Annotated in this window: 28 protein-coding genes; 16 read left to right on the forward strand and 12 right to left on the reverse strand. The window is 32.1% G+C overall.

From position 1 onward, the window contains the following. Positions 1 to 47: 47 nt before the first annotated feature. On the forward strand, positions 48 to 1,568 hold the full coding sequence (locus V6624_RS08465; RefSeq protein WP_338841545.1) for an alpha-isopropylmalate synthase regulatory domain-containing protein: 1,521 nt from the start codon (positions 48 to 50) through the stop codon (positions 1,566 to 1,568). Positions 1,569 to 1,729: 161 nt separating this feature from the next. Further along, complete coding sequence (gene leuB, locus V6624_RS08470; protein WP_111286136.1) at positions 1,730 to 2,785, forward strand: 3-isopropylmalate dehydrogenase; 1,056 nt, start codon at positions 1,730 to 1,732, stop codon at positions 2,783 to 2,785. A gap of 126 nt (positions 2,786 to 2,911) precedes the next feature. Here leuB and V6624_RS08475 read toward each other — a convergent pair whose 3' ends face one another. Beyond that, entirely contained in the window at positions 2,912 to 3,262 is a 351-nt protein-coding gene (locus V6624_RS08475) for an RNA recognition motif domain-containing protein (protein WP_111286138.1), read from the reverse strand. Between the two features lie 114 nt (positions 3,263 to 3,376). Continuing rightward, entirely contained in the window at positions 3,377 to 3,865 is a 489-nt protein-coding gene (locus V6624_RS08480) for a DUF6252 family protein (protein WP_111286140.1), read from the reverse strand. 191 nt (positions 3,866 to 4,056) lie between these two features. Between V6624_RS08480 and V6624_RS08485 the strand changes: the two genes are divergently transcribed. The 3 genes from V6624_RS08485 to V6624_RS08495 all read left to right on the forward strand — a co-directional run bounded on the left by V6624_RS08485 (position 4,057) and on the right by V6624_RS08495 (position 5,939). Next, the gene (locus tag V6624_RS08485) at positions 4,057 to 4,614 is read left to right on the forward strand and encodes a 30S ribosomal protein S16 (protein ID WP_111286142.1); all 558 of its coding nucleotides are present in this window, start codon (positions 4,057 to 4,059) and stop codon (positions 4,612 to 4,614) included. Positions 4,615 to 4,629: 15 nt separating this feature from the next. Beyond that, complete coding sequence (gene rimM, locus V6624_RS08490) at positions 4,630 to 5,154, forward strand: ribosome maturation factor RimM (RefSeq protein ID WP_111286144.1); 525 nt, start codon at positions 4,630 to 4,632, stop codon at positions 5,152 to 5,154. Between the two features lie 71 nt (positions 5,155 to 5,225). Beyond that, the gene (locus tag V6624_RS08495) at positions 5,226 to 5,939 is read left to right on the forward strand and encodes a tRNA1(Val) (adenine(37)-N6)-methyltransferase (RefSeq protein ID WP_111286146.1); all 714 of its coding nucleotides are present in this window, start codon (positions 5,226 to 5,228) and stop codon (positions 5,937 to 5,939) included. Positions 5,940 to 5,991: 52 nt separating this feature from the next. Here the strand turns inward: V6624_RS08495 and V6624_RS08500 are convergent, their stop codons facing one another. From V6624_RS08500 to V6624_RS08525, 6 genes are all read right to left on the reverse strand, one after another. Continuing rightward, positions 5,992 to 7,644, reverse strand: a complete 1,653-nt coding sequence (locus tag V6624_RS08500) for a S41 family peptidase (protein WP_338841546.1) — start codon at positions 7,642 to 7,644, stop codon at positions 5,992 to 5,994. Positions 7,645 to 7,683: 39 nt separating this feature from the next. Further along, entirely contained in the window at positions 7,684 to 8,973 is a 1,290-nt protein-coding gene (locus tag V6624_RS08505) for an HlyD family secretion protein (protein WP_338841547.1), read from the reverse strand. Positions 8,974 to 8,975: 2 nt separating this feature from the next. Then, a complete protein-coding gene (locus V6624_RS08510) occupies positions 8,976 to 11,168 on the reverse strand; it encodes a peptidase domain-containing ABC transporter (protein ID WP_338841548.1) in 2,193 nt (730 codons plus the stop codon). Positions 11,169 to 11,355: 187 nt separating this feature from the next. After that, entirely contained in the window at positions 11,356 to 12,915 is a 1,560-nt protein-coding gene (locus tag V6624_RS08515; protein WP_338841549.1) for a vitamin K epoxide reductase family protein, read from the reverse strand. Positions 12,916 to 12,972: 57 nt separating this feature from the next. After that, a complete protein-coding gene (locus tag V6624_RS08520) occupies positions 12,973 to 14,079 on the reverse strand; it encodes a TlpA disulfide reductase family protein (protein ID WP_338841550.1) in 1,107 nt (368 codons plus the stop codon). A gap of 75 nt (positions 14,080 to 14,154) precedes the next feature. Beyond that, entirely contained in the window at positions 14,155 to 14,346 is a 192-nt protein-coding gene (locus V6624_RS08525; protein WP_111286158.1) for a hypothetical protein, read from the reverse strand. A gap of 198 nt (positions 14,347 to 14,544) precedes the next feature. Here V6624_RS08525 and V6624_RS08530 point away from each other — a divergent pair, with 198 nt between their 5' ends. Next, the gene (locus V6624_RS08530) at positions 14,545 to 14,853 is read left to right on the forward strand and encodes a helix-turn-helix domain-containing protein (RefSeq protein ID WP_111286160.1); all 309 of its coding nucleotides are present in this window, start codon (positions 14,545 to 14,547) and stop codon (positions 14,851 to 14,853) included. 516 nt (positions 14,854 to 15,369) lie between these two features. On the opposite strand, the gene V6624_RS08535 is transcribed toward V6624_RS08530, so the two are convergent. From V6624_RS08535 to V6624_RS08545, 3 genes are all read right to left on the reverse strand, one after another. Beyond that, a complete protein-coding gene (locus V6624_RS08535; protein ID WP_262510496.1) occupies positions 15,370 to 15,504 on the reverse strand; it encodes a hypothetical protein in 135 nt (44 codons plus the stop codon). Positions 15,505 to 15,573: 69 nt separating this feature from the next. After that, entirely contained in the window at positions 15,574 to 15,756 is a 183-nt protein-coding gene (locus tag V6624_RS08540; RefSeq protein ID WP_111286163.1) for a hypothetical protein, read from the reverse strand. 63 nt (positions 15,757 to 15,819) lie between these two features. Next, positions 15,820 to 17,277, reverse strand: a complete 1,458-nt coding sequence (locus V6624_RS08545; protein WP_239455652.1) for a vitamin K epoxide reductase family protein — start codon at positions 17,275 to 17,277, stop codon at positions 15,820 to 15,822. 684 nt (positions 17,278 to 17,961) lie between these two features. On the opposite strand from V6624_RS08545, the gene V6624_RS08550 reads away from it, so the two are divergent. From V6624_RS08550 to V6624_RS08580, 7 genes are read left to right on the forward strand one after another with little or no spacing between them, the layout of a single operon-like run. Then, positions 17,962 to 18,108: an rSAM-modified peptide gene (locus V6624_RS08550; RefSeq protein WP_111286167.1), complete on the forward strand. Its 147-nt coding sequence runs from the start codon at positions 17,962 to 17,964 to the stop codon at positions 18,106 to 18,108. 51 nt (positions 18,109 to 18,159) lie between these two features. Further along, complete coding sequence (locus V6624_RS08555) at positions 18,160 to 18,315, forward strand: hypothetical protein (RefSeq protein ID WP_204251677.1); 156 nt, start codon at positions 18,160 to 18,162, stop codon at positions 18,313 to 18,315. Between the two features lie 42 nt (positions 18,316 to 18,357). Beyond that, positions 18,358 to 18,513 carry an rSAM-modified peptide gene (locus tag V6624_RS08560; protein WP_111286169.1) on the forward strand — a complete coding sequence of 52 codons (156 nt, stop codon included), beginning with the start codon at positions 18,358 to 18,360 and terminating at the stop codon, positions 18,511 to 18,513. Positions 18,514 to 18,555: 42 nt separating this feature from the next. Continuing rightward, positions 18,556 to 18,711, forward strand: coding sequence for an rSAM-modified peptide (locus V6624_RS08565; protein WP_111286171.1), 156 nt, complete (start codon positions 18,556 to 18,558; stop codon positions 18,709 to 18,711). Between the two features lie 58 nt (positions 18,712 to 18,769). Next, entirely contained in the window at positions 18,770 to 18,925 is a 156-nt protein-coding gene (locus tag V6624_RS08570; RefSeq protein WP_111286173.1) for an rSAM-modified peptide, read from the forward strand. 57 nt (positions 18,926 to 18,982) lie between these two features. Next, on the forward strand, positions 18,983 to 19,126 hold the full coding sequence (locus V6624_RS08575) for an rSAM-modified peptide (RefSeq protein WP_111286175.1): 144 nt from the start codon (positions 18,983 to 18,985) through the stop codon (positions 19,124 to 19,126). Between the two features lie 45 nt (positions 19,127 to 19,171). Continuing rightward, positions 19,172 to 19,315, forward strand: a complete 144-nt coding sequence (locus V6624_RS08580; RefSeq protein WP_162614947.1) for a hypothetical protein — start codon at positions 19,172 to 19,174, stop codon at positions 19,313 to 19,315. Between the two features lie 8 nt (positions 19,316 to 19,323). Here V6624_RS08580 and V6624_RS23715 read toward each other — a convergent pair whose 3' ends face one another. After that, positions 19,324 to 19,758 (reverse strand): helix-turn-helix domain-containing protein, encoded by a 435-nt coding sequence (locus tag V6624_RS23715; RefSeq protein WP_394364527.1) that lies wholly within the window; start codon positions 19,756 to 19,758, stop codon positions 19,324 to 19,326. Between the two features lie 1,510 nt (positions 19,759 to 21,268). Here V6624_RS23715 and V6624_RS08590 point away from each other — a divergent pair. From V6624_RS08590 to V6624_RS08600, 3 genes are all read left to right on the forward strand, one after another. Further along, entirely contained in the window at positions 21,269 to 22,447 is a 1,179-nt protein-coding gene (locus V6624_RS08590) for an acyl-CoA dehydrogenase family protein (RefSeq protein ID WP_111286179.1), read from the forward strand. 88 nt (positions 22,448 to 22,535) lie between these two features. Beyond that, the gene (locus V6624_RS08595; RefSeq protein ID WP_111286181.1) at positions 22,536 to 23,318 is read left to right on the forward strand and encodes a DUF3050 domain-containing protein; all 783 of its coding nucleotides are present in this window, start codon (positions 22,536 to 22,538) and stop codon (positions 23,316 to 23,318) included. A gap of 66 nt (positions 23,319 to 23,384) precedes the next feature. Then, the gene (locus V6624_RS08600) at positions 23,385 to 24,143 is read left to right on the forward strand and encodes an SGNH/GDSL hydrolase family protein (RefSeq protein WP_111286183.1); all 759 of its coding nucleotides are present in this window, start codon (positions 23,385 to 23,387) and stop codon (positions 24,141 to 24,143) included. The last annotated feature ends 149 nt before the right edge of the window (positions 24,144 to 24,292 follow it).

Consider the following 24,292-nt stretch of genomic DNA (forward strand, 5'->3'; position numbering starts at 1 on the left):
AAATTAAATAGGATGTTAATAATATCCGACCCGTTAGAAACATCAATATGGAAAAAAGAAAAATTGAAATAATGGATACGACACTTCGTGATGGTGAACAAACCTCAGGAGTATCTTTTTCTGCTGCGGAAAAACTAACCATTGCGCAATTGTTGTTGGAGGAATTAAATATTGATAGAATCGAAATTGCTTCGGCGCGAGTGAGCGAAGGAGAATTTCAAGCCGTAAAAGGCATTACTTCATGGGCTGAAGAAAGAGGCTATATTGACCGAATTGAAGTGCTAACGTTTGTTGACGGAGGCGTTTCAATCGACTGGATGAAAAAGGCCGGTGCCAAAGTGCAAAATTTATTGACCAAAGGTTCAATGAATCACTTAACGCATCAGTTAAAAAAAACACCCGAACAGCATTTTTCTGAAATCGCTCAAATCATTGCTTTAGCAAAAGAAAACAATATCGAAACCAATGTTTATTTGGAAGACTGGAGCAACGGAATGAGAAATTCTCCTGAATATGTTTTTCAATTTCTAGAGTTTTTATCCACTCAGCCAATCAAAAGAATTTTACTTCCAGACACTTTAGGAGTTTTAATTCCTTCTTTGGCTTTTGAATTTATTTCAAACATAAAAGCAAAATATCCAAACATTCACTTTGATTTCCACGCTCATAACGACTACGATTTAAGCGTTGCCAATGTTATGGAAGCGATAAAAGCTGGAATCAACGGGCTTCATGTAACCGTAAACGGAATGGGAGAACGCGCTGGAAATGCGCCTCTTGAAAGTACTGTTGCTGTTATCAACGATTATTTACCACAAGTAAAAATCAATGTGAAAGAAACCTCATTGTATTCTGTAAGCAAACTGGTTGAGACTTTTACTGGATATAGAATTCCTGCCAACAAACCAATTGTCGGCGATAATGTTTTTACGCAGACAGCTGGAATTCATGCCGATGGAGACAACAAAAACAATTTATATTTTAATGATCTTCTTCCAGAACGTTTTGGAAGAAAAAGAAAATACGCTCTTGGAAAGACTTCTGGAAAAGCCAATATCGAAAAAAATCTTCAGGAATTAGGATTAAAACTAAATAACGAAGATTTGAAATTGGTTACCCAAAGAATTATCGAATTGGGCGACAAAAAAGAAACCGTAACTAAGGAAGATCTTCCATACATTATTTCGGATGTTTTGGACAGTCATACTTATGAAGAAAAAATAACTATAAATTCTTATATGCTGGTTCATTCTAAAGGAATGCGCCCATCTACGACTTTATCTTTAAATTTAAACGGAGAAATAATCGAAGAAAATGCACAGGGAGACGGTCAGTTTGATGCTTTTATGAATGCTTTATCGAAGATTTACAAAAGCAAGAAACTAACGCTTCCAAAATTAATTGATTATGCAGTAAGAATCCCTCCAGGAAGTAGTTCTGATGCATTGTGCGAAACCATTATTACATGGGTAAACAACGGAAAAGAATTCAAAACCCGCGGATTAGACTCAGATCAAACCGTTGCAGCGATTATTGCAACGCAGAAAATGCTTAACATAATTACTTAAGGTTCTAAGTTGCTAAGATTCTAAGCTACTAAGATTTTTCTTTGAACTTAGAATCTTAGCAACTCAAACCTTTAAAACAAAAAAACTAAGCCACTAAGAATAAAAACTTAGAACCTTAGCAACTCAGAATCTTAGAATCTTAGAACCTTAAAAAATATAGAATGAAATTAAACATTGCCCTTTTAGCCGGAGACGGAATCGGACCAGAAGTAATTGAGCAAGCAGTAAAAGTATCAGATGCTATTGCACAAAAATATGGACATGAAATTACTTGGAAACCAGCTTTAACTGGAGCAGCTGCAATTGATGCAGTAGGAGAACCATATCCGGATTCAACACACGAAGTTTGTAAAAATGCTGATGCTGTTCTTTTTGGAGCAATCGGTCATCCTAAATACGATAACGATCCTTCTGCACCAGTTCGCCCAGAACAAGGTTTGCTAAAAATGCGTAAAGCATTAGGCTTGTTTGCAAACGTAAGACCAACTTTCACATTCCCTTCTTTATTAGATAAATCTCCTTTAAAAAGAGAAAGAATTGAAGGAACTGACTTAGTTTTCTTAAGAGAATTAACTGGTGGAATTTACTTTGGAGAAAAAGGAAGAAAAGATAATGGCGATACAGCTTTTGACAACTGTGTTTACACAAGAACAGAAGTGCAGCGTTTAGCTAAAAAAGGTTTCGAATTAGCTATGACTCGTTCTAAAAAATTATGTTGCGTTGATAAAGCAAACGTTTTGGAAACTTCACGTTTGTGGAGAGAAACGGTTCAAGCAATGGAAAAAGACTATCCAGAAGTTGAAGTTAGCTACGAATTTGTTGATGCTGTAGCAATGCGTTTGGTTCAATGGCCAAACTCTTATGATGTATTAATTACTGAAAACTTATTCGGAGATATCTTAACGGATGAAGCTTCTGTAATTTCAGGCTCAATGGGATTAATGCCTTCTGCTTCTATGGGAGCTGAAGTATCTTTATTCGAACCTATTCACGGTTCATACCCGCAAGCTACAGGATTAAACATTGCAAACCCAATGGCTACTGTTTTATCTGCTGCTATGATGTTCGAAAACTTCGGATTAATGGAAGAAGGAAAAGCAATGAGAGATGCTGTAAATAAAGCTTTAGAAGCTGGAGTAGTTACTGAAGATTTAGCAGATGGAGGCAAAGCATACGGCACTAAAGAAGTTGGTGACTGGTTAGCTGCGAATGTATAAGAAATCGTAGAGGCGCACTGCAGTGCGTCTTCTCGTTATATTAGACGCACTGCGGTGCGTCTCTACAAAAAACAAAAAAAAGGGATCAACTTTCGTTGATCCCTTTTATATTTTAGAAAAAAAATATTAATATTCTCTTCTGTTTCCGCGATCTCCTCCGCCACGGTTGTTTCCAAAACCTCCACGATTGTTTCCTCCGCGGTTGTTGCTATTAAAGCTTCTTCTTTCGCCTTCTGGTTTTGGCTCAGATTTATTTACAACAATTGTACGTCCCGAAACAACAGCTCCGTTTAATTCGTCAATTGCTTTTTGGCCCTCTGCATCATTTGGCATTTCAACAAAACCAAATCCTTTACTTCTTCCTGTAAATTTATCAGTAATAATCTTAACAGAGTCAACTGTTCCATAAGCCTCAAAAGACTCTCTTAAATCTGCTTCCTCAATACTGAATGGAAGGCTTCCCACGAAAATATTCATAAATTATTTTTTATAATAGGAACAAATGTAACCTTATTTATCTCTAAACTACTATAATATTAATTTATTTAAGTTTTTATTTGGATTTGACAAAGAAATATTTAAACCAAAAACCTAATTAATAGTGAAGTTACTTCCCGGTGTTACTGGTATTTTATAGAAAACACCTTCTGTAAAATGCAATGTTTGCTTTTCGGCATCGGCATCAGCATTAATAGCTGTAAATTTAAACGTTCCTGAAATAGTATTATCAGTTGTATTATATTCTGTAACAACAATTTCCCCGTTTCCTTTATCTGTTCCTGTACTAAATTCTTCTTCTTGTCCTTTGTAAGTATTTTTATAAGTGGCTTTTGTAACATCATTATCACCTAAGATATAGGTCTTTACAGCTGGCTCAGGAAGCTGTAAACTTATTTGTTCGTAGCCTAAAGAACCTTCAACAACAAAAACCCCATTCGTCTGTATTCCAGAATTATAAGCCCGAGCCCTCCAAAAAGTATTATCTTTTAAGGTTTGAAAAGCTGGATTGTTAAATCTTATATCCTCTGTACAAGATGCAACTAAAAGTAAAAGTGATAAAAAGTAAAAGTATTTTTTCATATTTAAAATGAATGTTGGTGCAAAAGTATCGCATTAAGAGCTAAATACTTAAATTAAAAAGTCAAAAAAATGCTAAAAAAACAATCCAAATATATTTAATCTTTTTTAAAACGTGTTTTTCATAAAAAAATTATATCTTTGCGCCCTTAATTAACAGAGGTCGAGTACCTCAAAATTTAATCAGTAAGATTATGTCAGTAAAAATTAGATTACAAAGACACGGTAAAAAAGGAAAACCTTTTTACTGGGTAGTAGCTGCAGATGCACGCTCAAAAAGAGATGGTAAATACTTAGAAAAAATCGGTACTTACAATCCAAACACTAACCCAGCAACTGTTGAGTTAAACCTTGACAGCGCAGTTAAATGGTTACACAATGGTGCACAACCAACTGATACTGCAAGAGCTATCCTTTCTTACAAAGGTGCTTTATTGAAACACCACCTTGATGGAGGAGTTCGTAAAGGTGCTTTAACACAAGAGCAAGCAGATGCTAAATTAACTGCGTGGTTAGAATCAAAAGCTGGAAAAGTTGATGCTAAAAAAGAAGGTTTATCTAAAGCAAAAGCTGATGTGAAAGCAAAAGCTTTAAAAGCTGAGCAAGAAGTTAACGCTAAACGTGTTGCTGATGCTGCTGCTGCACAAGCTGAAGCTGCTGCCGCTGCTACAGAAGAGGCTGCTGAAGAAGTTGCTGAAGCTACAGAAGAAGCTCCTGCTGCTGAAGAGAATAACGAAACAACTGAAGCATAATTTTACTTAGCGATAATGCGTAAAGAAGATTGTTTTTATTTAGGTAAAATCGCTAAAAAATTTAGTTTCAAGGGTGAAGTCTTGGTCTATTTAGACACAGATGAACCTGAGTTATACGAAAATCTGGAATCAGTGTTTGTTGAAAGCAACAAACACTTGGTTCCTTTTTTTATTGAAACAAGTTCATTACACAAAAACGACTTTTTAAGAGTTCGTTTTGAAGATGTAAATACCGAAGAAGATGCAGATGCTCTTCTTGGCAGTCCTATTTATCTTCCTTTAACTATGTTACCAAAACTTACTGGTAACAAATTCTACTTCCATGAAGTTATTGGTTTCGAAATTGAAGACAAACGTTTAGGCATTTTTGGAAAAATAACTTCTATTAATGATTCAACTGCACAGCCTCTTTTTGAAGTTTTAAATGGCGAAGTTGAAATCTTAGTTCCGATGATTGATCAGTTTCTTGTAAAAATCGATCGCGAGAACAAAAAAGTAATCATGGATCTTCCTGAAGGTCTTATTGAGATGTATCTATAATCTAGTAATCAGTCTCAGTCACAGTTTTCAGTCATTACTTTTCGTAAATTTTTATTTTTTAATTTTTAGAAATGTCAACATTTAGTTTCAAACAATTTTCTATAAAACAAGATAAAACAGCTATGAAAGTTGGCACAGATGGTGTTTTACTTGGTGCTTGGTCACCTATTTATCATAATCCGTTTAGTGTTTTAGATGTTGGCGCTGGAACTGGAATTATTGCTTTAATGCTCGCTCAACGAACTCATGCAGAACAAATTGATGCGCTTGAAATTGATGAAGACGCTTACGAGCAAGCCGTAGAAAATTTTGAAAGTTCTCCTTGGGGCGATCGACTATTTTGTTTTCATGCTGGTTTAGATGAATTTATTGATGAACCAGAAGACGAATACGATTTAATCGTTTCGAATCCGCCTTTTTATGCTGAAGATTATAAAACAGAAAGCGAACAACGTGATTTAGCTCGTTTTCAAGATGCAATGCCTTTTGAAGAATTAGTCGAAGCTGCCGATTTATTACTTTCAGAAAATGGAATATTTGCTTTAATTATTCCTTTTAAAGAAGAAGAAAAATTCATTGCTCTTGCAAAAGAAGCAGAATTGTTTCCATTAAAGATTACTCGCGTAAAAGGAACTCCAAAATCAGAAATCAAACGCAGTTTATTGGCTTTTAGCCGAAATGAAGTTTCTGGAATTGAAATTGATGAATTGACAATCGAAATTGACAGACACGTTTATACTCCAGAATATATTGAGCTTACTAAAGATTTTTATTTAAAGATGTAAAAACATCTTTGTCAAAGTTTAAAGCTTTGACAAAGATTCTTATTTAGATTTTCTATTTCCCTTTTTTAGCAAAAAGAATTGCTCTTTCCAAAACCTCATCTCTTCCTTGTTGAATACCTAAAATAGTAGGCTTTACTTCGATATCAGGAACAATTCCAATACGTTGTACTTCTTTTTTGTTTGGATAAAAAACTCCGTAACAAGTAAACGACGAAGAAAATCCTTTAATGATCAAAAATCTAGCATTTGCACCATCTGCGCCTCCTGTTTGAGAACCAATAATAGTCGATTTAGGGACGGTCTGTAGTGCCATTGCTGCATGTTCAGCATGACTAACTGCATTTTCATCAACTAAAACAATTACTTTTCCTTTATAATTATCTGGATTAACCTTTCCAATTTTTTCTTCCTCTTTTCTCCAAATATAACGACCTGGATAATTAACGTCTGGATCTACATACTTCACATATTCTACAGGTTCAGGATTAAGCCAATCTGCAAGCGGATATATTACATCATGAGGTCTTTTCCTATCATCAAAAATTATAGCAACTGTATTTTTAAGTGCTGCAATCAAATTTGGAAGATCTTCTTCTTTAACTTCTCCAAAATTTACATATCCAATATTTCCTTCTAGAATTTTCCATTTTTCCTGATCAGGAAATTGAATTTTTAAATCTTGATATTTATATCGATTTATTGTTTTTACTGCTGTTTTTCCATCTCGGATGAATTCAATCTCGAAAGTTGGTGTTTTTCCATTAAAGATTGTCCAATAGGCATTTTTTAAAACCGAAGGTTCATTTGACCCTTCAACATATTTTGAATTTTCTTTTAAAAGCTGGGCAATCGTTTTTCCTTCTACTTTTGTAATTACATCTCCAATTCTAAGATCGCTGATTTTTGCCAAAGAGTCATTTTTCAAATCTATAACAATAGCTTTTTGATCAATAATTTTAACATCAACAGGGATAAATTTATCTCCAAAATAGTCCGACAATTGAGCCATACTAGTCGCGGCGTGAGTATCATTTAGCTTTACAGAGATCTCGCGCATTGCTAAAGTAAAATCCTTTTCAGATTCTGGCTTATAATATCTTGGCAACATATCATTTAATACTTTATCCCAATTTTCATCCATTTGATATTTATATGGAAAGAAATATTCGATGTAGTTCCAATATCTAAAAAGGGCTAAAAGACGTAAGTTTTTATCAGTCCATTTAAAATCTGCATATTTTACTTCATTTTTAAATTGTAATGGAGGGCCATTACTGCCAAATTCATAAGCAACATAATACTGTTTTTCCTGAATTCTATTTTCTTCAATAAATTTCAATTTTTTTGAAAGTGATTTCGAGAACAATTCTTTATTATTAACCCACGACAAATCGAAGTTTTTATCAAAATATTCTTTTTTTACAACAGGTTTTAAAGATTCCTGTTTTTTAATTTCCCCCAAAGAATCAATCCAATTTTCTATAACAAGAGAAAAAGCTTCGGAAGTCTGAGCCTCTTCTACTTTTGGCAGAATTTGAAATAATTGTTCATCCCAGTTTTTACTTCCATCAGCAACATTTGGATGATAGTATTTTAAAAAGCCCCAAACTTTGCAAGTTGCAACTAACTTTTGAGTTTCGGTAATTGGTTTTGAAAAAGAGTATTGAAATAATAGTAAAAATGCAATAAGTACTGTTTTTTTCATTGATTTATTTTTTGGGGTTTAGGTTAATTAGAATTAGTATTAAACTTGTTCAAAAATATTTTTAAACTGATACAGGATTCGTTCAATTAAACGCAAATCTTCGGTTACAATTTCTGCGCTTCCTTTCATTTCCTGCTGAAAGTTAATCTGTTTGTTATAAGAGGTTTTTAATCCGTTTGGAAGCGCAACGTCAAGAAGCAAGTTTCCATCTTTATCTGGCACTAATGAAATATTTTTGATTTCGCCTTTTAAAACGCCAAATTCCCTGTCAGGATAATTAGCTAAACGAATATTGACTCTCTGTCCTACTTTTATTTTTCCTGAATTTAAAGCCGGAGCTTTTACTTTTCCAATAAAAGTATTTTTAGCATCTGGAATTATAGAGAAAACATTATCTCCGACATTGATAGTCTGGTTTTCATTCCAAACCTGCAGAAAAGTAACCACGCCACTTACCGAAGTTTTAAGTGTATAAGCCAATTCCCAATCTTTTATGACTTTTTTCAGCTGATAAAAGGATTGTGCTACATTACGCCCTAAGTTAACTTCTTCTTTTGTGCTATTTATCTGCGAATTCTGGCTCGATTTTGTATTATCAATCAAAGAGGACCTTAATTGGGAAATCGACGAAAGAAGGCTTCTATAGCTCTTTTGCGCCTGAAGATAGCCAAGCTTTTTAGCTTCCATTTCCTGCGCAGAAATAATTCCTTTGTTAAATAGCACTTCAAAACGGGCAATTTCGTTTTTCTGAAGTTCCAATTCGCTTTCGTTCAAGAGCTTTTGCTGCTGTAAAATATCCAGCCTTTCCTTAATTTGAATTTTCTCCGAACTCTGCGCCCTGCTTTCGATTTCAAAAGGATGCAGACTTTCATTCAATTGCTGCGCCTGATAATCTTTCTGAAAAACCGCAAAAGCACTTTCAATTTCTCCCAATTGCGTGTTTTTTAATGATGCAAAAGGAAAAGCTTTTTCAGGATTATTAATATCATAAGCATCCACAATCTTTTTCAGCAGAAAAACATCTTTGTAATTCGCCGTATTTTCAATAATTGCCAGCGTGCTGTTTTTAGCAATCTGTGTTTTATCTTTTACTAAAATCGCTTCGATACGTCCTGAAGATTTCGATACTATTTTCTCTGGCGGAATATTGGTGGTAATAACAATTTCAGTACTTACAACGTCGGGATATTTGACAAACCAGGACACAAAAAACAGCATTATGATAATAGCAAATATCAAAACGGTTCCCCATCGTATCATCCAATGCGGCACTTTGGCCAGGATATCCTGAACCTCTTCGCTTCTTAATTCAAATGAGTCTTCTGTCATAATTAATTTCCTAATTGCAGCTGGTTTCTAACCAGTTCAAAATAATTGCCTTTCTGTTCCACTAATGCCGAATGGCTTCCGATTTCGATAATTTTTCCTTTATCTAAAACGACAATCTGGTCGGCGTTCATTACAGTGCTTAATCGGTGTGCAATAACCACAACCGTTTTATCTTTAAAAAAGATATCCAGCTTCTTCATAATCTCCTTTTCATTATTGGCATCTAAAGCAGAAGTAGCTTCATCAAAAAATAAAATCTCAGGGTTTTTATAAACTGCTCTTGCAATCAGCAGACGCTGTTTCTGTCCGGTACTCATTCCTATTCCCTCAGCTCCTATCTTGGTATTAAAACCCAAAGGAAGTCCGCTGATGTATTCTTTAATATTGCCAACATCTGCAGCATACATTAATCTCTCTTTATCAATATGATCCACTCCAAAAGCAATATTATTGGCAATTGTATCGCTGAAAATAAAACCTTCCTGCATTACAGCCCCAATATTAGATCTCCATGCTTTCTGAGAAATATTTTTAAGCTGCGCATTTCCTATTAAAACTTCTCCTTTTTCGGGTTCATAAAATTTCAGAAGCAGTTTCATTAAAGTTGTTTTTCCGCTTCCGCTAACGCCAACTATTGCGGTTACTTTATTGGCTGGAATTATCAGACTTAAATCATCTAAAACTGGAACATCTGAACCTAAGTATCTAAAAGAAAGATTTTTAATTTCAATATCGACATTTTGAGGCACTTCATTCGTCTGATGAACTTCCTGCTGCACTTCATCATCTTTCTGATGAATTTCAGACAGTCTGGCAAGAGATATTTTGGCGTCCTGAAGTTCTCTCACAAATTCGATTAATTGCGTAACAGGGCCGTTTAAACTTCCCACAATGGCACTTATTGCCAGCATCATCCCTAGCGTAATAGAACCATCTATAACTAATTTTGCCGAAAGCAGAATGATGAAAATATTTTTTAGCTCGTTGATTACCGAAGAGCCTATTGTCTGTGTCTGTTCTAAAACCAAGCCTTTTATTGAAACCCTGAAAAGTCTTGCCTGAACATATTCCCAACCCCAACGTTTTTGCTTTTCGGCATTATGGAGTTTTATTTCCTGCATTCCGTTTATCAGCTCCATCACTTTGCTCTGTTCATTGGACACTTCTGCAAAACGTTTATAATCTAAAGCTTCTCTTCTTTTCAGAAACAAAACTATCCAAACAAAATAAAGTACGCTTCCTGCAAAAAAGACCAAAAATATCTGCAGATTGAAATAGGCTAAAACTGCACCCATTACAAACATATTAATCACAGAGAAAAGCACATTTAAAGAAGATGTGGTCAGTATTTTTTCGATTCGGCGGTGGTCGTTAATTCGCTGCATGATATCTCCTGTCATTCTCACATCAAAAAAGGAAATTGGCAGATTCATTAATTTGATAAAGAAATCTGATATGAGCGAAATATTGATTCTAGTGGATAAATGAAGCAGAATCCAGCTTCTGATTAATTCCAATCCGGTTCTTCCTGCAAAGATGAAAAGCATGGCAAAAAGAATCAGATAGATAAAATGAATATTCTGATTCTGAATCCCCACATCGACTATGCTCTGCGTTAAAAACGGAAAGATTAAATTGAGTAAACTGCTTGCCAGAAGTCCGATAGCTAACTGGATCAGGAATGATTTGTATTGGAATAAATATTTAGAAAGAAAACCAAGTCCTAAACCAGAGTTTTCTTCATTCTCGAAATCAGATTCAAAGAATTTTGGCGTAGCTTCAATTAAAAGTGCAATTCCTTCTTTTGTCTGGTCATCGGCATTATTTCCGATCCAAAATTTCACAAACTCTTCTTTATTGTATTCTAAAAGTCCAAAAGCAGGATCTGAAATATAATATTTGCCTTTTTTTATTTTATAAAGTACAACGTAATGGTCTTTATTCCAATGAAGAATACATGGCAAAGGAGCTTCTTCAATTCTTGTTACAGACAATTTTACTCCTAAAGTTCTAAATCCGATTTTTTCGGCGGCATCACTCAGAAAAAGCAAATTACTTCCTTCACGAGTTGTTTCGCTAAAATCTCTCAACTCCTGAATATTGATTGTCTTGCCGTAATATTTAGCAATAATTTTTAAACATGTTGGCCCGCAATCTTTATTATCTGCTTGTCTATAATGAGTGAATTTTTTCAATTTTAAATTAATTAAATCAAAAGCAATTTAACAATAAATTTCCTGACTTAAAGAAAAAGAAATAAAAAGTAAATTTAAATTAAAACAAAACACCAATCAAGACTATAAGTCACTGATTTAATGCGCTTTTATAGTCTTTTTTAGTTTATTGAAGTGATAAATAATTATTATTGATTTTAGTTTTGACTCAAAGCTCATCTTCTATAATTTCATTGATGTAAAATTTTAAGTCTTCCCTATAATGAGTTTTTGGGTAAATATATCCGTTTATAAATATTGCTGGTGTAAAAGTAAATCTATTTTGTTCACACCAAATATTAGATACTCTGTATAAATAATCTATTTGTTCCTGATTGTATTTCATCTTATATTTTTCCAACCATAACTCTATACTCTGATTATTAAACCAATAATTAAGAGCGTCTATAAATTCTCTCTCACCTTTTTGTAAATAGATTGATAGTAAAGTTCTAAAAAAAACCTTTTTCTTTTCTGTTTGATTATCAATATTTGTGTTTATGATAATTTTAATCTTGATATCTTCTCTATGAGATTCATAAATTTTTTCTAAAATAAAATGAGCAGTTTTACAATGGCCACAAAATGGACTTGTAATTATTGTAATTTCTGTTTTGCAACTATCATTTCCTAAAACAATCGGGCTATTTACTAATTCAACCTTTGGTTTAGACAGTAAGGAACTTTTAAACAGGGGATAATTTCTCATAAAACGATTTACCTTTAATTGAAATTCCTTCAAATTTTTATGCTCAGTTAATGAATCTCTACCAATATACCACCCATATGAAACCAAGGAAAAATTTAAAGCAGTTATTGAAATATAATTTATTGATAACCTGCTATCACCACTAAATAACAAATGAATAAAAACCAATTCAACAATAAGGATCAAACTTATGGATAAGCATATTGGGCACCATTTTTTTTCAATTTTCATTTGATAGTAAATTGAAAGCAATATTACAGGCATGGCTAGTGATAAAAATATTTTTTGAATTTGAAAAAAATCATTTATAGAATTTATGATAATTGAAAAGAAAAACAGAAAAAATTGAAACACAAAAAATACAAAACTGACATCGCTCAAATTTATATATTCGAATAGTTTCCATTTTTTTGAGCTTAAAACATCAGAGCAACTTGATGTAGAAGAAATGTTGCAAAAATTATTAAAGAAATCACTTTTTGTACCAAATAAATTCTTTAATGATGCAATTGAAAAAATAATTCCTACTGTTGGAAATATAAAAAACAAATAGACTTTTAAATCTACTTTTAATAAAAATAAAACAACAAAAAGTAAAATTGTACATAATGCTGGAAAAAGAAGTTGGATTCTTTTTCTATTACTTTTTTCAATAATTTCTGTTTCAGGTTTTTCAACCAAAAACACTATTTCTCTCCAATTATTTTTCAATTGAAAGAGATCTAAACTTTTTATTTTATTTGAATCAAAGTAAATATATGTATGATCTTGAGTTCTCTCGACTAAATACAATTGGCTAGAATCATCTAAAAAAGTAACAAATCGATTTGGCAAAAATTCAAAAGAATCAAAATCTAACTTTAGAACACCATTTTCAATATCAAAAAAAGTAAGCGTATCTGATATTGAAAGCAATGTAGGATAATCAGGATGTGATTGAACTTGAAACAGAAATTCGGTTTTATCTATAGATATATTTTCTTTTTCTAAGTATTGAAAAAGATAATCAAAATTAGTCATAATCATTATGAAGGATGTTTACACTTTTATTTATGAAAAATTAGCAGTGTACATTGCTTAATTCTTAATAAGCACTGAAGGTTGTGTAATATAATTATCAAAATAACTTTTAATTTTATAAGCTTCAATTAATAATTTTTCTAGTTCTTCAGGAGTAACATTTTTTTTAATAACCTCACCTTTATTATTCAACAAATAATTGGTGGGAAAAGAAACTATTTTTTCTTTGGTCGCAAAAATAGCGTTCTCATCTAAATAATTTTTCCAAGGCATTTTTTTTTCGACTACTCGTTTTTGCCAATAGTTTTTTACATTTTCGGTCTTATCTGTAGAAATGCTAATTATATTCAATCCCTTTGAATTATATTTTTCATAAAGGTCAATCCATTTTGGAAGTTCTTCTAGACAAGGGCGACAACGACTAAACCAAAAATCAATCAAAGTATATTCTGATTCAGGCACTTGTAATGCTTCAGGTTCTAAATCAATATTTTTTAAAAGTATCTCTGGAAATTTATAATTTTCTTTTATACTTATTTCAGCAAACTCTTCATTTAAAATTTTCCAAAGTGGCTGAGCCTTCATTTTTTGCGAAAAAGATTTCATACATTTTTCATACAATTCAGTATGCCCTTCTTTATTAAATCTTCCAATTAAAAACCATAAAGCAACATATGAATCAGGGTTCTCTTCAATGTAGTTACAAAGTCGCACATCTAAACTTTCATCAAATTTGTAAAAATGGAGATTTTCTTTTCTATTCTTAAAAATATAAGGCAAGAATTTTTTCAAAAACTCTGTGTTAGTTTTCCCATTTGATACACTTAATTTATAGTTAGAATCAAAACTAATCTTTGTCGTACTAGAGTCAATAAAAAAGCAATCAATTCTAAATTTTCCATTATTCTTTTCACTATTTAAGTTCAACACATACATTTGCGGATAATAAGACCGAAAATTTAAATTAAACTCGTTATTAATAATTTTAGCTTTAAAAGTTTCATTTGAATAGTATTTTTTATCTAAAAAAGCTTCTGGAACAAAACATATTGTATCGTTAATATTGTCTTTTGTCAAAATAGTTCCGTGCAATTTAACGGCTGTCTGACTATAATTCAAAAGACTAAAACATAAGGCAAAAAGTATAATAATTTTTTTTGACATCTTTACTACTTAAAAAATAAGTTTCACTACTATGCTAGTAGTGAAACTATAATTCACATTACAATATTTTCAATGCTACGCGTAACAGCAGTTGTCACACACCCCAGTTTCCCCATCGGAAGTAACTGCACAACCCGAACTGCAAGAACTTGTCGATACACAAACACCTCCTTGTCTTTCAACATACTTTCCTGCTGTAATAATTCTCATTTCTTCTCTTGACAATTTCTTTACATTTTCAAGACCCATTTTTTGCAATCTTTTCATTTTCTTATTCTTTAGTTATTGATATTTTTTATTAAAAGGAATGCCTTTAAAAACAAATACTCCCTTTTAATTTTTCAAAAATCGTTAATTCTTTAAATAAAGAAAGAAATTTCTTAGGAATTTTTTAGGATATTTTTGAAATAGAGTGAAAATTATTAAGAAATAACTGTAAATTGCTTATTTATTTTCCTAAATATTATGTTACATAAAAATCTAGTAAAAGCCAGAAAAGAAAAAGGGTTCTCGCAAAAACAGATGGCTGACATGCTTGCCATGGAGCAGACAACCTATTCTAAAAAAGAAAGAGGAGTATCTCGAATACGAGAAAATGAATGGATGCAATTTGCAAAAATTTTAGGCAAAGATGTTGATGAACTTAAAGATGATATTTCTCAAGATAAGGAGAAGGACCACACTTTATATCTAAATATTATAGAGATTATTAGTAAATACAATCAAAAACTAGAAGAAGAGAATTCTCTTTTAAGAAGACAACTAGGCAAATAAAAAAACAGAGAAGACCTAAATCTTCTCTGTTTCAGTATTTATAAACAAATTTTTAGCAACACAATTTCTTTAGGACATGGCCGCGGTTTACCCTAACCAAATAAAATTAACGCGGCGGCCAACTCCTAAGAATCTCAGTACCAATCATCAATACTGAGAATATGCTCAATGTTCCACGATCGAGCGCCTATACATTCAAAAAAAACATGACTAAATTCTAAATAAGGCTATATCGTATTACTTTTAAAAAAGTTAAAAATTCAACAACAAAGACGACTTGTATCACAAATACCGGATGATGTATTTAGCGGACAAGTTTCGCCTGGTGGTATTAAAAAGCATCCTGCTTCTAATGCATAAATCCAACATTCTGGAATTCCGCCCTTCATGTTTTTCTGCTCACTCTTGCTAATACTCTGAGCACCATTTAGATCTAGAATTTTCTTTAGCATATTTAATACCATTTTATATATAGTAACAGAGGTCTTACTCTCTGTTACTATTTATATATTCAAATTAGCAAGCATAATATTTTTCGACCGTAGCATCATCACAATTTAGTTCAGTTGAAAATTCACTACCTAAAATGTTTTTCTGCTCTTTTTTAGTCAGTTTCTTAGTTTCTTTGCTCTTTAAAATTTTTTCTAACATAACTGGTTATTTACGTTTTCGGGTTTGAGCCTCTAATCTGTAAAAAAGTTGCTGCTCAAAAATCTAATCTTAACAGCTTCCAACATAGTTACTTGGTATGCAGTTCCAATAAGCTGGTACTGTTCCAAATTCTGTACATCTTTTAGCTTTAAATCCGTCATCACAAATAGGAGTGCTAGCTCCGTTCATTGTTTTTTGCTCATTAGCAGTTAATTCTACTGCACCTTTCAATTTCAAAATATTCTTTAACATAACTGCAGGTATTAGTGGGGTTAATATTATTTTTATTTTCCAAAGCAGAACTCTTGTTCTTACTTATGCTATTTTTTCTAATACTTGAACTTCGTCTACAAAATCATTTAAGAAATATTTCAACTCATTCAATTCATATTCGTTCGGAAACAGCCTTTCATTTACAATTTTAACCGGTGTATAATTAAAATTATTCATTGAACACCAATCGTATTGTTTTTGAATTTCTTGGCTTATCATCATACTTACAGAATCAACATTCCATTTTTTAAGCCATTTCTTGTGTATCATTCTTTTAATGTACCAATCTGAAATCGCTTCAACAGTTTTCCCTGGAGTTGTTCTGTTTATCGTTAAAAGTCTTTCAACAACTGCCTTATAAGGGTTATCGTTGTTTTCTGGATTAATATTAAAAAGAACGTTTAAATAAATTTTATCTGGAAACTTCATTACCAATTCAAATGCCTCTTGAAAAGTTTTATAACAATGTCCACAACTTGGGCTTAGAATCACAGAAAGTCTAACAGATGCACTTTTGTTTCCAAAAGTTAAACCTCTCAAATCTTCAAATCCTTTTGTATATTTTACTTTTTTAGATAAGAAATTTAATAGAGAATAATTTCTTTTAAATTTTTTAAGCTCTTTTAATGAGTTTTCATTGTCTAACATATTCTTGATCATCACTTTTACTACAGCCCAGATCGGAATTAAAAGCAAAAGAGAAAACACATAAGGAAAAATAGTATTTAAGCTAAAACTTAACGTAAAAAGATCTGATGAAAACCAAGCAATACTCTGAATTAAAATGATAAATGAAACTGCTAAACACATTACACACCATTTTTGAATTTCAAATTTTTGGATCCAAATAGAACAAACTACTAATGGAATTGCCAAAAGGCTTAAAAATCCAACAAATACAGCAGAGCTTGCTGGCGCTACTAAGATGGCAATGATACTAGAACTAAAGAATAATAATGGTAAATCTGAAAAGCTCAACCATTTATTAGCTATATCATCATTGAAGCTTATAACTGAATGACAAGAAGAATTAGAACTTAAATTACAGAATTTAGAAATCACAGTATTTTTGACTCCCCATTTCTGTTGCACAATAAAAATGCTTACAATTAAACCTATTACAGAAGTCACTAAAAAAACAGAACTTAATAAATTGTAGCCATTATAAAAAAATGACAATCCTGTTAAAAGTAAAAGCGGTAAAAAATATTTTATCCAATTGTACTCTACTTTTAAATTTTCTCTTGCAACAACATTATTTGGTTCGATCGCTACAATAACTCCATTCCAATCTAAAAGGAAATTGTCATAAGATAATTTCTGACTTCCTTTTTTTGATGTTGTAATGCGAACACCATTTTTAATCTTTTCTACAAGAATTAATTCATCTTTAAAATACGCCAAAAAGTTAGGTGGTAAATCTACTATTTGTTCTTTCGAAACTCTCACCGCTGCGTTCTCTACCGAAAGCAAATCAAACGAGTCTGTAATGGCAAACAAACTCGGATAGTTTGGATGAGACAAAAACAGATCCTTGAACTCATTTTTTATGTCTGAGTATCGATTGATTTGTAGAAATTTTTGGACCAGTTTTAGCATCGTTTTTGATCGTTTTTAAATCATAATTACACTGCAAATATTGGTGTTTTTATTGATAAAAATCGCATAAACACATACATTTTATTAATTATACCACATACAATTTATAAATTATACCAAGTATAGTACACATTACAAACTATTGTATACCAAATGATTACGCTTATTTTTTCTTTCTAAAAAGCTCACAGAGCCCATTTTCGATTAACGGTTTCGCTTTTTCTCTAGTTTTGGATAAGTAATAATCTAAACATCGAAAAACATGAAAATAAGGACAAGAAAAACTTATGATTTTGAAGAACAAAAATCATAAAAAAGAGGTTTAAAAAACGGCTTCAAATCGTCAAAAAACACCTCAAATCAGCAGCAAAAAACTCCCCTAAAAGCAAAAAGCAGACCATAATTTGAAAGTTTTACCTCACAAATAAGATTCGATTTTTTACTGCTTTTGACCAAAATAAAACCCAAAAAAACTTTTAGCATAAACCAATTTTCAGCGCTCTTTTTGTCGCATTTAATAAAGCTGAAAAAAATATTTATGAAAGATTAATAGTACAAAAATTTAAACTATAAAAATTTAAAAACATGAAAAATACAACATTAACATTAGGAGATTTTAAAGTAGAAACAATAAGCAAAGAAGCCCAAAAAACAATTAGAGGCGGAGGAAATGACACAAACAATCCTGTAAAAGGTGGTGGTGGAAATGGAAGTGGTGTGGTTAATCCTTAATTAATCAAATTAAAAAAATAAGATATAAAAGCAATCCAAAAAAAGAAAGATATGAAAACTAATTCACTAAAAATCGCAGATTTCGAAATAGAAAAATTGAATAAAGAAGCTCAAAAAATAGTAAGAGGCGGCGGGGATGAACCTACCGATCCTAACAATCCTGTAAAAGGCGGAGGAGGAAATGGAAGTGGCGTGGTTAAACCTTAATTAAAAAAATAAAATATAAAGCAATCCAAAAAAAAGAAAGATATGAAAGCTAATTCATTAAAAATCGCAGATTTCGAAATAGAAAAATTGAATAAAGATGCTCAAAAAACAGTAAGAGGTGGCGGAGATGACCCTACTGATCCTAACAATCCTGCAAAAGGCGGAGGAGGAAATGGAAGTGGCGTGGTTAAACCTTAATTAAAAAAATAAAATATAAAAGCAATCCTAAAAAAGAGAGATATGAAAACTAAAATATTGAAAATCAAAGATTTCGAAATAGAAAAATTAAATAAAGAAGCTCAAAAAACTGTACGAGGAGGTGATGACGAGCCTGTTGATCCAAAAAACAATCCTGCAAAAGGAAGCGGAAATGGAAGCGGTGTTACTGGTGGTTAATTCTTATTAATCAAAACATAAAAAATAGAATATAAAAGCAATCCAAAAAAAGAGAGATATGAAAACTAAAATATTAAAAATCAAAGATTTCGAAGTAGAAAAATTGAATAAAGAAGCTCAAAAAACTGTACGAGGAGGTGATGACGAGCCTGTTGATCCAAAAAACAATCCTGCAAAAGGAAGCGGAAATGGAAGCGGTGTTACTGGTGGTTAATTCTTATTAATCAAAACATAAAAAATAGAATATAAAAGTAATCCAAAAAAGAGAGACATGAAAACTAAAATATTAAATATAAAAGACTTCGAAATAGAGAAATTAAATAAAGAAGCTCAGAAAGTTATAAGAGGCGGAGATGGCGATCCTGTTGATCCAACAAACAATCCTGCAAAAGGAAGCGGAAATGGAAGTGGTTAATTCTTTTTTAAGAAAATAATGTAAAAACAACTAAACTTTTAAGACATGAAAACTAAAATATCAAATATCAACGATTTTGAGTTAGAAAAAATAGATAGAGGAGCTCAAAAAGTCATACGAGGCGGCGATGGCGATCCTGTTGATCCAACAAACAATCCTGCAAAAGGTAGTGGAAATGGAAGTGGTTAATATCAGCTTTAAATATTGTTCGCAAATTGAGCTGGAGAAACTCCAGTTCTTTTGCGAAACGATTTTGCAAATGAAACTGCATTTTTAAAACCTACACTCTCTGCAATTGCCTGAGTCGAATATTTACGATATAAATGATTAGTAATCATTTGATTAATAACATAATTAATCTTCAGCTCATTAGAATATTCTCCAAAAGATTTACCAAATCTTTTATTGACAACATAAGATAAATAGGTTGTATTGGTTTTGATTTTTTTGGCAACATACGAAAGCGTAAAGTCGGCATTTAGGTATTCTAGTTTATCTTCTAGTGCCAATAGTTTTTCTACAATTTTATTTTCTTTTGCCTCATCAATACTAAGATTTGCATTTTCCTTTTTAAGGAAAGCTTCTTCCAATTCCGGAATTTCCTCTACATATAACGTATTCTCAATTGCCACTTTTTCGATTTCAGCTTTTTCAATTTCTTTTTTCTCCAAATTAGCTTTAAATTCTTCAATTAAAGCATTCATTTTCTTTTGTGCTTTATTTTTATCTCGAATATTCTTAATTAGAAAAAATACAATTCCCACTACCAAAATAACATAGAAAACTTTTAGGGCTTTATTCCATAAAACCTCATACTTATACTTTTCCTGGATACTAATCATCTCATCACTTAGATTAGCTGTTCCTAATTTGTAATTAACTTCTAAAGCTTCTTCTCTTAAATCTCCTTCAAATTGCTCATAAGAATCCAAATATAATTTAGAGTGTTTGAATGCTAATTCAGGTTCATTTTTTGCATTATAAATTTTAGCCTGCAGGTAATTAGATTGAAAAGAAATTCTATCTATCTTTTTTCCTTTAACAGAAATAGAATCCACTTTTTTCAAAAAAACCAAAGCCTTGTCGTACTTTTTTTGAGAATAATAAAGATCCCCTAAATTGTAATTTGCAATTCTATAATAACCATCATCATTATTTTGTTTTGCATACATCGCAATATCAAAGTAAGTTCTCTCTGCGTTTTTAAAATCTTTCTTGTACAAATAAATATTTCCTAAACTAAGCGTAGAGGCAATTTTATTGTTTAAATAATTTTGAGAATAAGTTATTGCTCTTTTGTAAAAGTACTCGGCCGAATCTAATAAAATTGTTTTACCGCGTTCCTTCATGAAATATCCTTCATAGACATTTCCTAAATTGGTATAAATATTACTTTTATTATTTTGAAATTGGTCTTTTTCATATAGGCTTTCATTCTTATCTACAAAGTCACTATTCTGTCTAAGATTCTTAATAGCAAGTTCGTAGTTACCTACTTCTTCATTAACTAAAGCAATATTACTTTTAAATTTTACGATCTGTATAACATCAGATGTTTTAGTAGAAAGCCTAATTCCTTCCTGATAATTACTTAAAGCATTACTGAAATTTTTTCTTTTCCATTCCGTTAATCCTCTATAATTATATAGGTAGGCCCTTAGATTAATTTTTTGAACAGATTCTGGAAGTTTATCATAGTAAGTCAATGCCTTTCTATACCATTCATCACATTTAACTCTATTATTTTTTAATTCATATATGTATGATCCAGCACCATAAGCAAAAGCTACGTGCTCTTCGTTGTTAGATTTCTGTAATTCAGCCGCATACTCTAGACCTTGGTCAAAGTTACCATTCATGCTGAAACGAATTTTATCCTGTAATTCTAGATACTCTTGTTCAGTAAACTCCTTTTTTGTTTGAGCCACAGCGGTATTAAGTATCAAGAAAAATAAAAAAGAGATGATCAGCCTCATTTAATTTTGTTTTTGGAATTCAAAAATAGTCTATAAATTATCAATAAACTACAATTTATTTGCCAAATTCCTATTAATTTTATTTTTGATATAAAAAAATATAACAATTTAACTTGTATTTGTTATATTTTTATTGTGTAAATTTGCTTTGCTAAAATTAATAAAAATGAAACCAGACCTATTTCAAGCTCCAGATTATTTCAACTTAGACGATTTGCTAACAGACGAACACAAATTGGTTCGTGAATCAGCTCGTGCATGGGTTAAAAGAGAAGTATCTCCTATTATAGAAGAATATGCTCAAAAAGCAGAATTTCCTAAACAAATTATTAAAGGTCTTGGCGAAATTGGTGGTTTCGGACCTTATATTCCTGTTGAATATGGAGGTGCTGGATTAGACCAAATTTCTTACGGACTAATTATGCAGGAAATTGAACGAGGTGATTCTGGTGTAAGATCTACTTCATCTGTTCAGTCTTCTTTGGTAATGTATCCGATTTGGAAATATGGAAACGAAGAACAAAGAATGAAATACCTTCCAAAACTGGCAACAGGTGAATTCATTGGCTGTTTTGGTTTAACCGAACCAGATCACGGTTCAGATCCAGGAAGTATGATCACCAATTTTAAAGATATGGGAGATCATTATCTTTTAAATGGTGCAAAAATGTGGATTTCAAATGCTCCGTTTGCAGATATTGCCATTGTTTGGGCTAAAAATGAAGAAGGCCGAATTCATGGTTTAATCGTAGAACGCGGAATGGAAGGTTTTACAACTCCAGAAACGCACAATAAATGGTCGCTTCGTGCATCTGCAACGGGCGAATTAATTTTTGATAACGTAAAAGTGCCAAAAGAAAACCTTTTACCAAATAAATCTGGTTTAGGCGCACCTCTTGGCTGTTTAGATTCAGCTCGTTACGGAATTGCTTGGGGAGCAATTGGTGCGGCAATGGATTGTTATGATACTGCTTTAAGATATTCGAAAGAAAGAATTCAATTCGGAAAACCAATTGGGGGAACTCAATTACAGCAGAAAAAACTGGCTGAAATGATTACTGAAATCACAAAAGCGCAATTATTAACTTGGCGTTTAGGTGTTTTAAGAAACGAAGGCAAAGCAACAACTGCACAAATTTCGATGGCAAAACGTAACAACGTAAATATGGCGGTTACCATTGCGCGCGAAGCAAGACAAATGCTTGGAGGTATGGGAATCACTGGTGAATACTCTATTATGCGCCACATGATGAACTTGGAAAGTGTTATTACTTATGAAGGAACTCATGACATTCATTTATTAATAACTGGAATGGATGTAACAGGAATTTCTGCATTTAAATAATTGATATTTATTAAAATATATACAAAATCAATCTAAAAAAGCTTCTTTAATAAAGAAGCTTTTTATCTTTGCATCAAAATTTTTTAAAATGAATATCGAAGCGGTAAACAAAAGCATCCAACCACAAAAAGACCAACTATTAAACCACTCATTATACAATAAGATTCAAAACATAGATGACTTACACAGCTTTCTAGAAACTCACGTTTTTGCTGTTTGGGATTTTATGTCACTTTTAAAAGCATTACAAGCCAAACTTACCTGTACAACAACGCCTTGGTTTGCTACCAAAAACTCTGAAACTCGTTATTTAATTAATGAAATTGTTCTTGCAGAAGAAACAGATTTAACGATCGACGGAAGAAGACAAAGTCATTATGAAATGTATTTAGAAGCAATGGAAGATTGTGGAGCTGATACAACTGGAGTTTTAAGCTTTTTATCAGAAGTACATTCCCTTCATAATATATTTGTTGCAATCAAACAAAGTTCACTGCACCCAAATGTAAAATCGTTTTTAGACTTTACTTTTAGAGTAATCGAAGAAGGAAAACCACACGAAATTGCCGCAGCATTTACCTTTGGAAGAGAAGATTTGATTCCGAGTATGTTTACTCAGATTTTGAAAAATTTCCAAAAAAACCTTCCAGAAACAGATTTAGCAAAATTGCTTTATTATTTTGAAAGACATATCGAATTGGATGCCGATGAACATGGACCAATGGCAATGCAAATGATTACAGAATTATGTGAAGAAGATGCACAAAAATGGAAAGAAGTAGAAGAAGTTTCAATTCTTGCCCTTGAAAAACGCATTGGACTTTGGAATGCCATCGAAGAAGAAATCATGATGAAAACCGAAATGGTTTAAAATCCAAATCCACATATTTAACGTAACTATTTGTTTAAAGCCACTAGAATCTAATTTAAACAAATTATGAAACCACATTTTAAACAAATAGTTACCGTTATTCTTTCAGTATTTCTTTTGAGCTGCAATTCAGATGAAACTGATTCTAAACCTACAACCACTACTCCACCCGTTGTAAACCCTCCAACAACGCCACAACCGCCAATTCCAAGTTCCGTAAATTATTTAGCCTTAGGCGATAGTTATACCATTGGTCAAAGTGTATGCGCTACATGCCGTTTTCCAGAGCAATTAAAGACAAGTTTAAACGCAATGTATTCTAGTACCATTTCGCTTAAAATAATTGCTACAACAGGCTGGACAACATCCAATTTAATTTCAGCAATTAATTCTCAAAATCCAGAATCCAATTATGATTTGGTAACACTTTTAATTGGAGTAAACAATCAATATCAGCACAGAAATTTTTCAGTTTACGAACAAGAATTTCCAGAATTAGTCAATAAAGCCATAATGCTAGCCAAAGGCGATAAAAAAAATGTTGTCGTTATTTCTATTCCAGACTATGCGTATACTCCATACGGACAAGCTCTTGCAGGAAATCAAAGCAGTACAATTTCAACAGAAATCGACCAATACAATACCTTTGCCGAGAAATACTGCAACAACAATCAAATCGCTTTTGTATCCATTACAGATATTACACGTCAAGGCCTTAATAATCCAAGTTTGGTTGCTTCCGATGGCCTTCATCCTTCAGAAATCGCATATAAAATGTTTGTAGACAAGATGATGCCGAAAGTCAAAATAGCTTTGCAGAATTAAGTTTTTTTTCAGAAGCTGAAAAACTCATTTTCAAAAGTACGTTTAGTCCCGCTATCCGCTTTATCTTTTGTTCTGAACCCCAGAACAAAAGGATACCGCTTCTATCGGGGCTAGATTAGAACTTTTGTTTTCAAAAGAACCAATAAAAC

The sequence above is a fragment of the Flavobacterium ginsenosidimutans genome, from assembly GCF_037478105.1.
Taxonomy (GTDB): domain Bacteria; phylum Bacteroidota; class Bacteroidia; order Flavobacteriales; family Flavobacteriaceae; genus Flavobacterium; species Flavobacterium ginsenosidimutans.

Bases quoted from the DNA above. Each gene is read 5' to 3' on its own strand.
- V6624_RS08465 (WP_338841545.1), top strand. From the start codon at position 48: ATGGAAAAAAGAAAAATTGAAATAATGGATACGACACTTCGTGATGGT.
- leuB (WP_111286136.1), top strand. From the start codon at position 1,730: ATGAAATTAAACATTGCCCTTTTAGCCGGAGACGGAATCGGACCAGAA.
- V6624_RS08475 (WP_111286138.1), bottom strand. From the start codon at position 3,262: ATGAATATTTTCGTGGGAAGCCTTCCATTCAGTATTGAGGAAGCAGAT.
- V6624_RS08480 (WP_111286140.1), bottom strand. From the start codon at position 3,865: ATGAAAAAATACTTTTACTTTTTATCACTTTTACTTTTAGTTGCATCT.
- V6624_RS08485 (WP_111286142.1), top strand. From the start codon at position 4,057: ATGTCAGTAAAAATTAGATTACAAAGACACGGTAAAAAAGGAAAACCT.
- rimM (WP_111286144.1), top strand. From the start codon at position 4,630: ATGCGTAAAGAAGATTGTTTTTATTTAGGTAAAATCGCTAAAAAATTT.
- V6624_RS08495 (WP_111286146.1), top strand. From the start codon at position 5,226: ATGTCAACATTTAGTTTCAAACAATTTTCTATAAAACAAGATAAAACA.
- V6624_RS08500 (WP_338841546.1), bottom strand. From the start codon at position 7,644: ATGAAAAAAACAGTACTTATTGCATTTTTACTATTATTTCAATACTCT.
- V6624_RS08505 (WP_338841547.1), bottom strand. From the start codon at position 8,973: ATGACAGAAGACTCATTTGAATTAAGAAGCGAAGAGGTTCAGGATATC.
- V6624_RS08515 (WP_338841549.1), bottom strand. From the start codon at position 12,915: ATGACTAATTTTGATTATCTTTTTCAATACTTAGAAAAAGAAAATATA.
- V6624_RS08520 (WP_338841550.1), bottom strand. From the start codon at position 14,079: ATGTCAAAAAAAATTATTATACTTTTTGCCTTATGTTTTAGTCTTTTG.
- V6624_RS08525 (WP_111286158.1), bottom strand. From the start codon at position 14,346: ATGAAAAGATTGCAAAAAATGGGTCTTGAAAATGTAAAGAAATTGTCA.
- V6624_RS08530 (WP_111286160.1), top strand. From the start codon at position 14,545: ATGTTACATAAAAATCTAGTAAAAGCCAGAAAAGAAAAAGGGTTCTCG.
- V6624_RS08535 (WP_262510496.1), bottom strand. From the start codon at position 15,504: ATGTTAGAAAAAATTTTAAAGAGCAAAGAAACTAAGAAACTGACTAAA.
- V6624_RS08540 (WP_111286163.1), bottom strand. From the start codon at position 15,756: ATGTTAAAGAATATTTTGAAATTGAAAGGTGCAGTAGAATTAACTGCT.
- V6624_RS08550 (WP_111286167.1), top strand. From the start codon at position 17,962: ATGAAAAATACAACATTAACATTAGGAGATTTTAAAGTAGAAACAATA.
- V6624_RS08555 (WP_204251677.1), top strand. From the start codon at position 18,160: ATGAAAACTAATTCACTAAAAATCGCAGATTTCGAAATAGAAAAATTG.
- V6624_RS08560 (WP_111286169.1), top strand. From the start codon at position 18,358: ATGAAAGCTAATTCATTAAAAATCGCAGATTTCGAAATAGAAAAATTG.
- V6624_RS08565 (WP_111286171.1), top strand. From the start codon at position 18,556: ATGAAAACTAAAATATTGAAAATCAAAGATTTCGAAATAGAAAAATTA.
- V6624_RS08570 (WP_111286173.1), top strand. From the start codon at position 18,770: ATGAAAACTAAAATATTAAAAATCAAAGATTTCGAAGTAGAAAAATTG.
- V6624_RS08575 (WP_111286175.1), top strand. From the start codon at position 18,983: ATGAAAACTAAAATATTAAATATAAAAGACTTCGAAATAGAGAAATTA.
- V6624_RS08580 (WP_162614947.1), top strand. From the start codon at position 19,172: ATGAAAACTAAAATATCAAATATCAACGATTTTGAGTTAGAAAAAATA.
- V6624_RS08590 (WP_111286179.1), top strand. From the start codon at position 21,269: ATGAAACCAGACCTATTTCAAGCTCCAGATTATTTCAACTTAGACGAT.
- V6624_RS08595 (WP_111286181.1), top strand. From the start codon at position 22,536: ATGAATATCGAAGCGGTAAACAAAAGCATCCAACCACAAAAAGACCAA.
- V6624_RS08600 (WP_111286183.1), top strand. From the start codon at position 23,385: ATGAAACCACATTTTAAACAAATAGTTACCGTTATTCTTTCAGTATTT.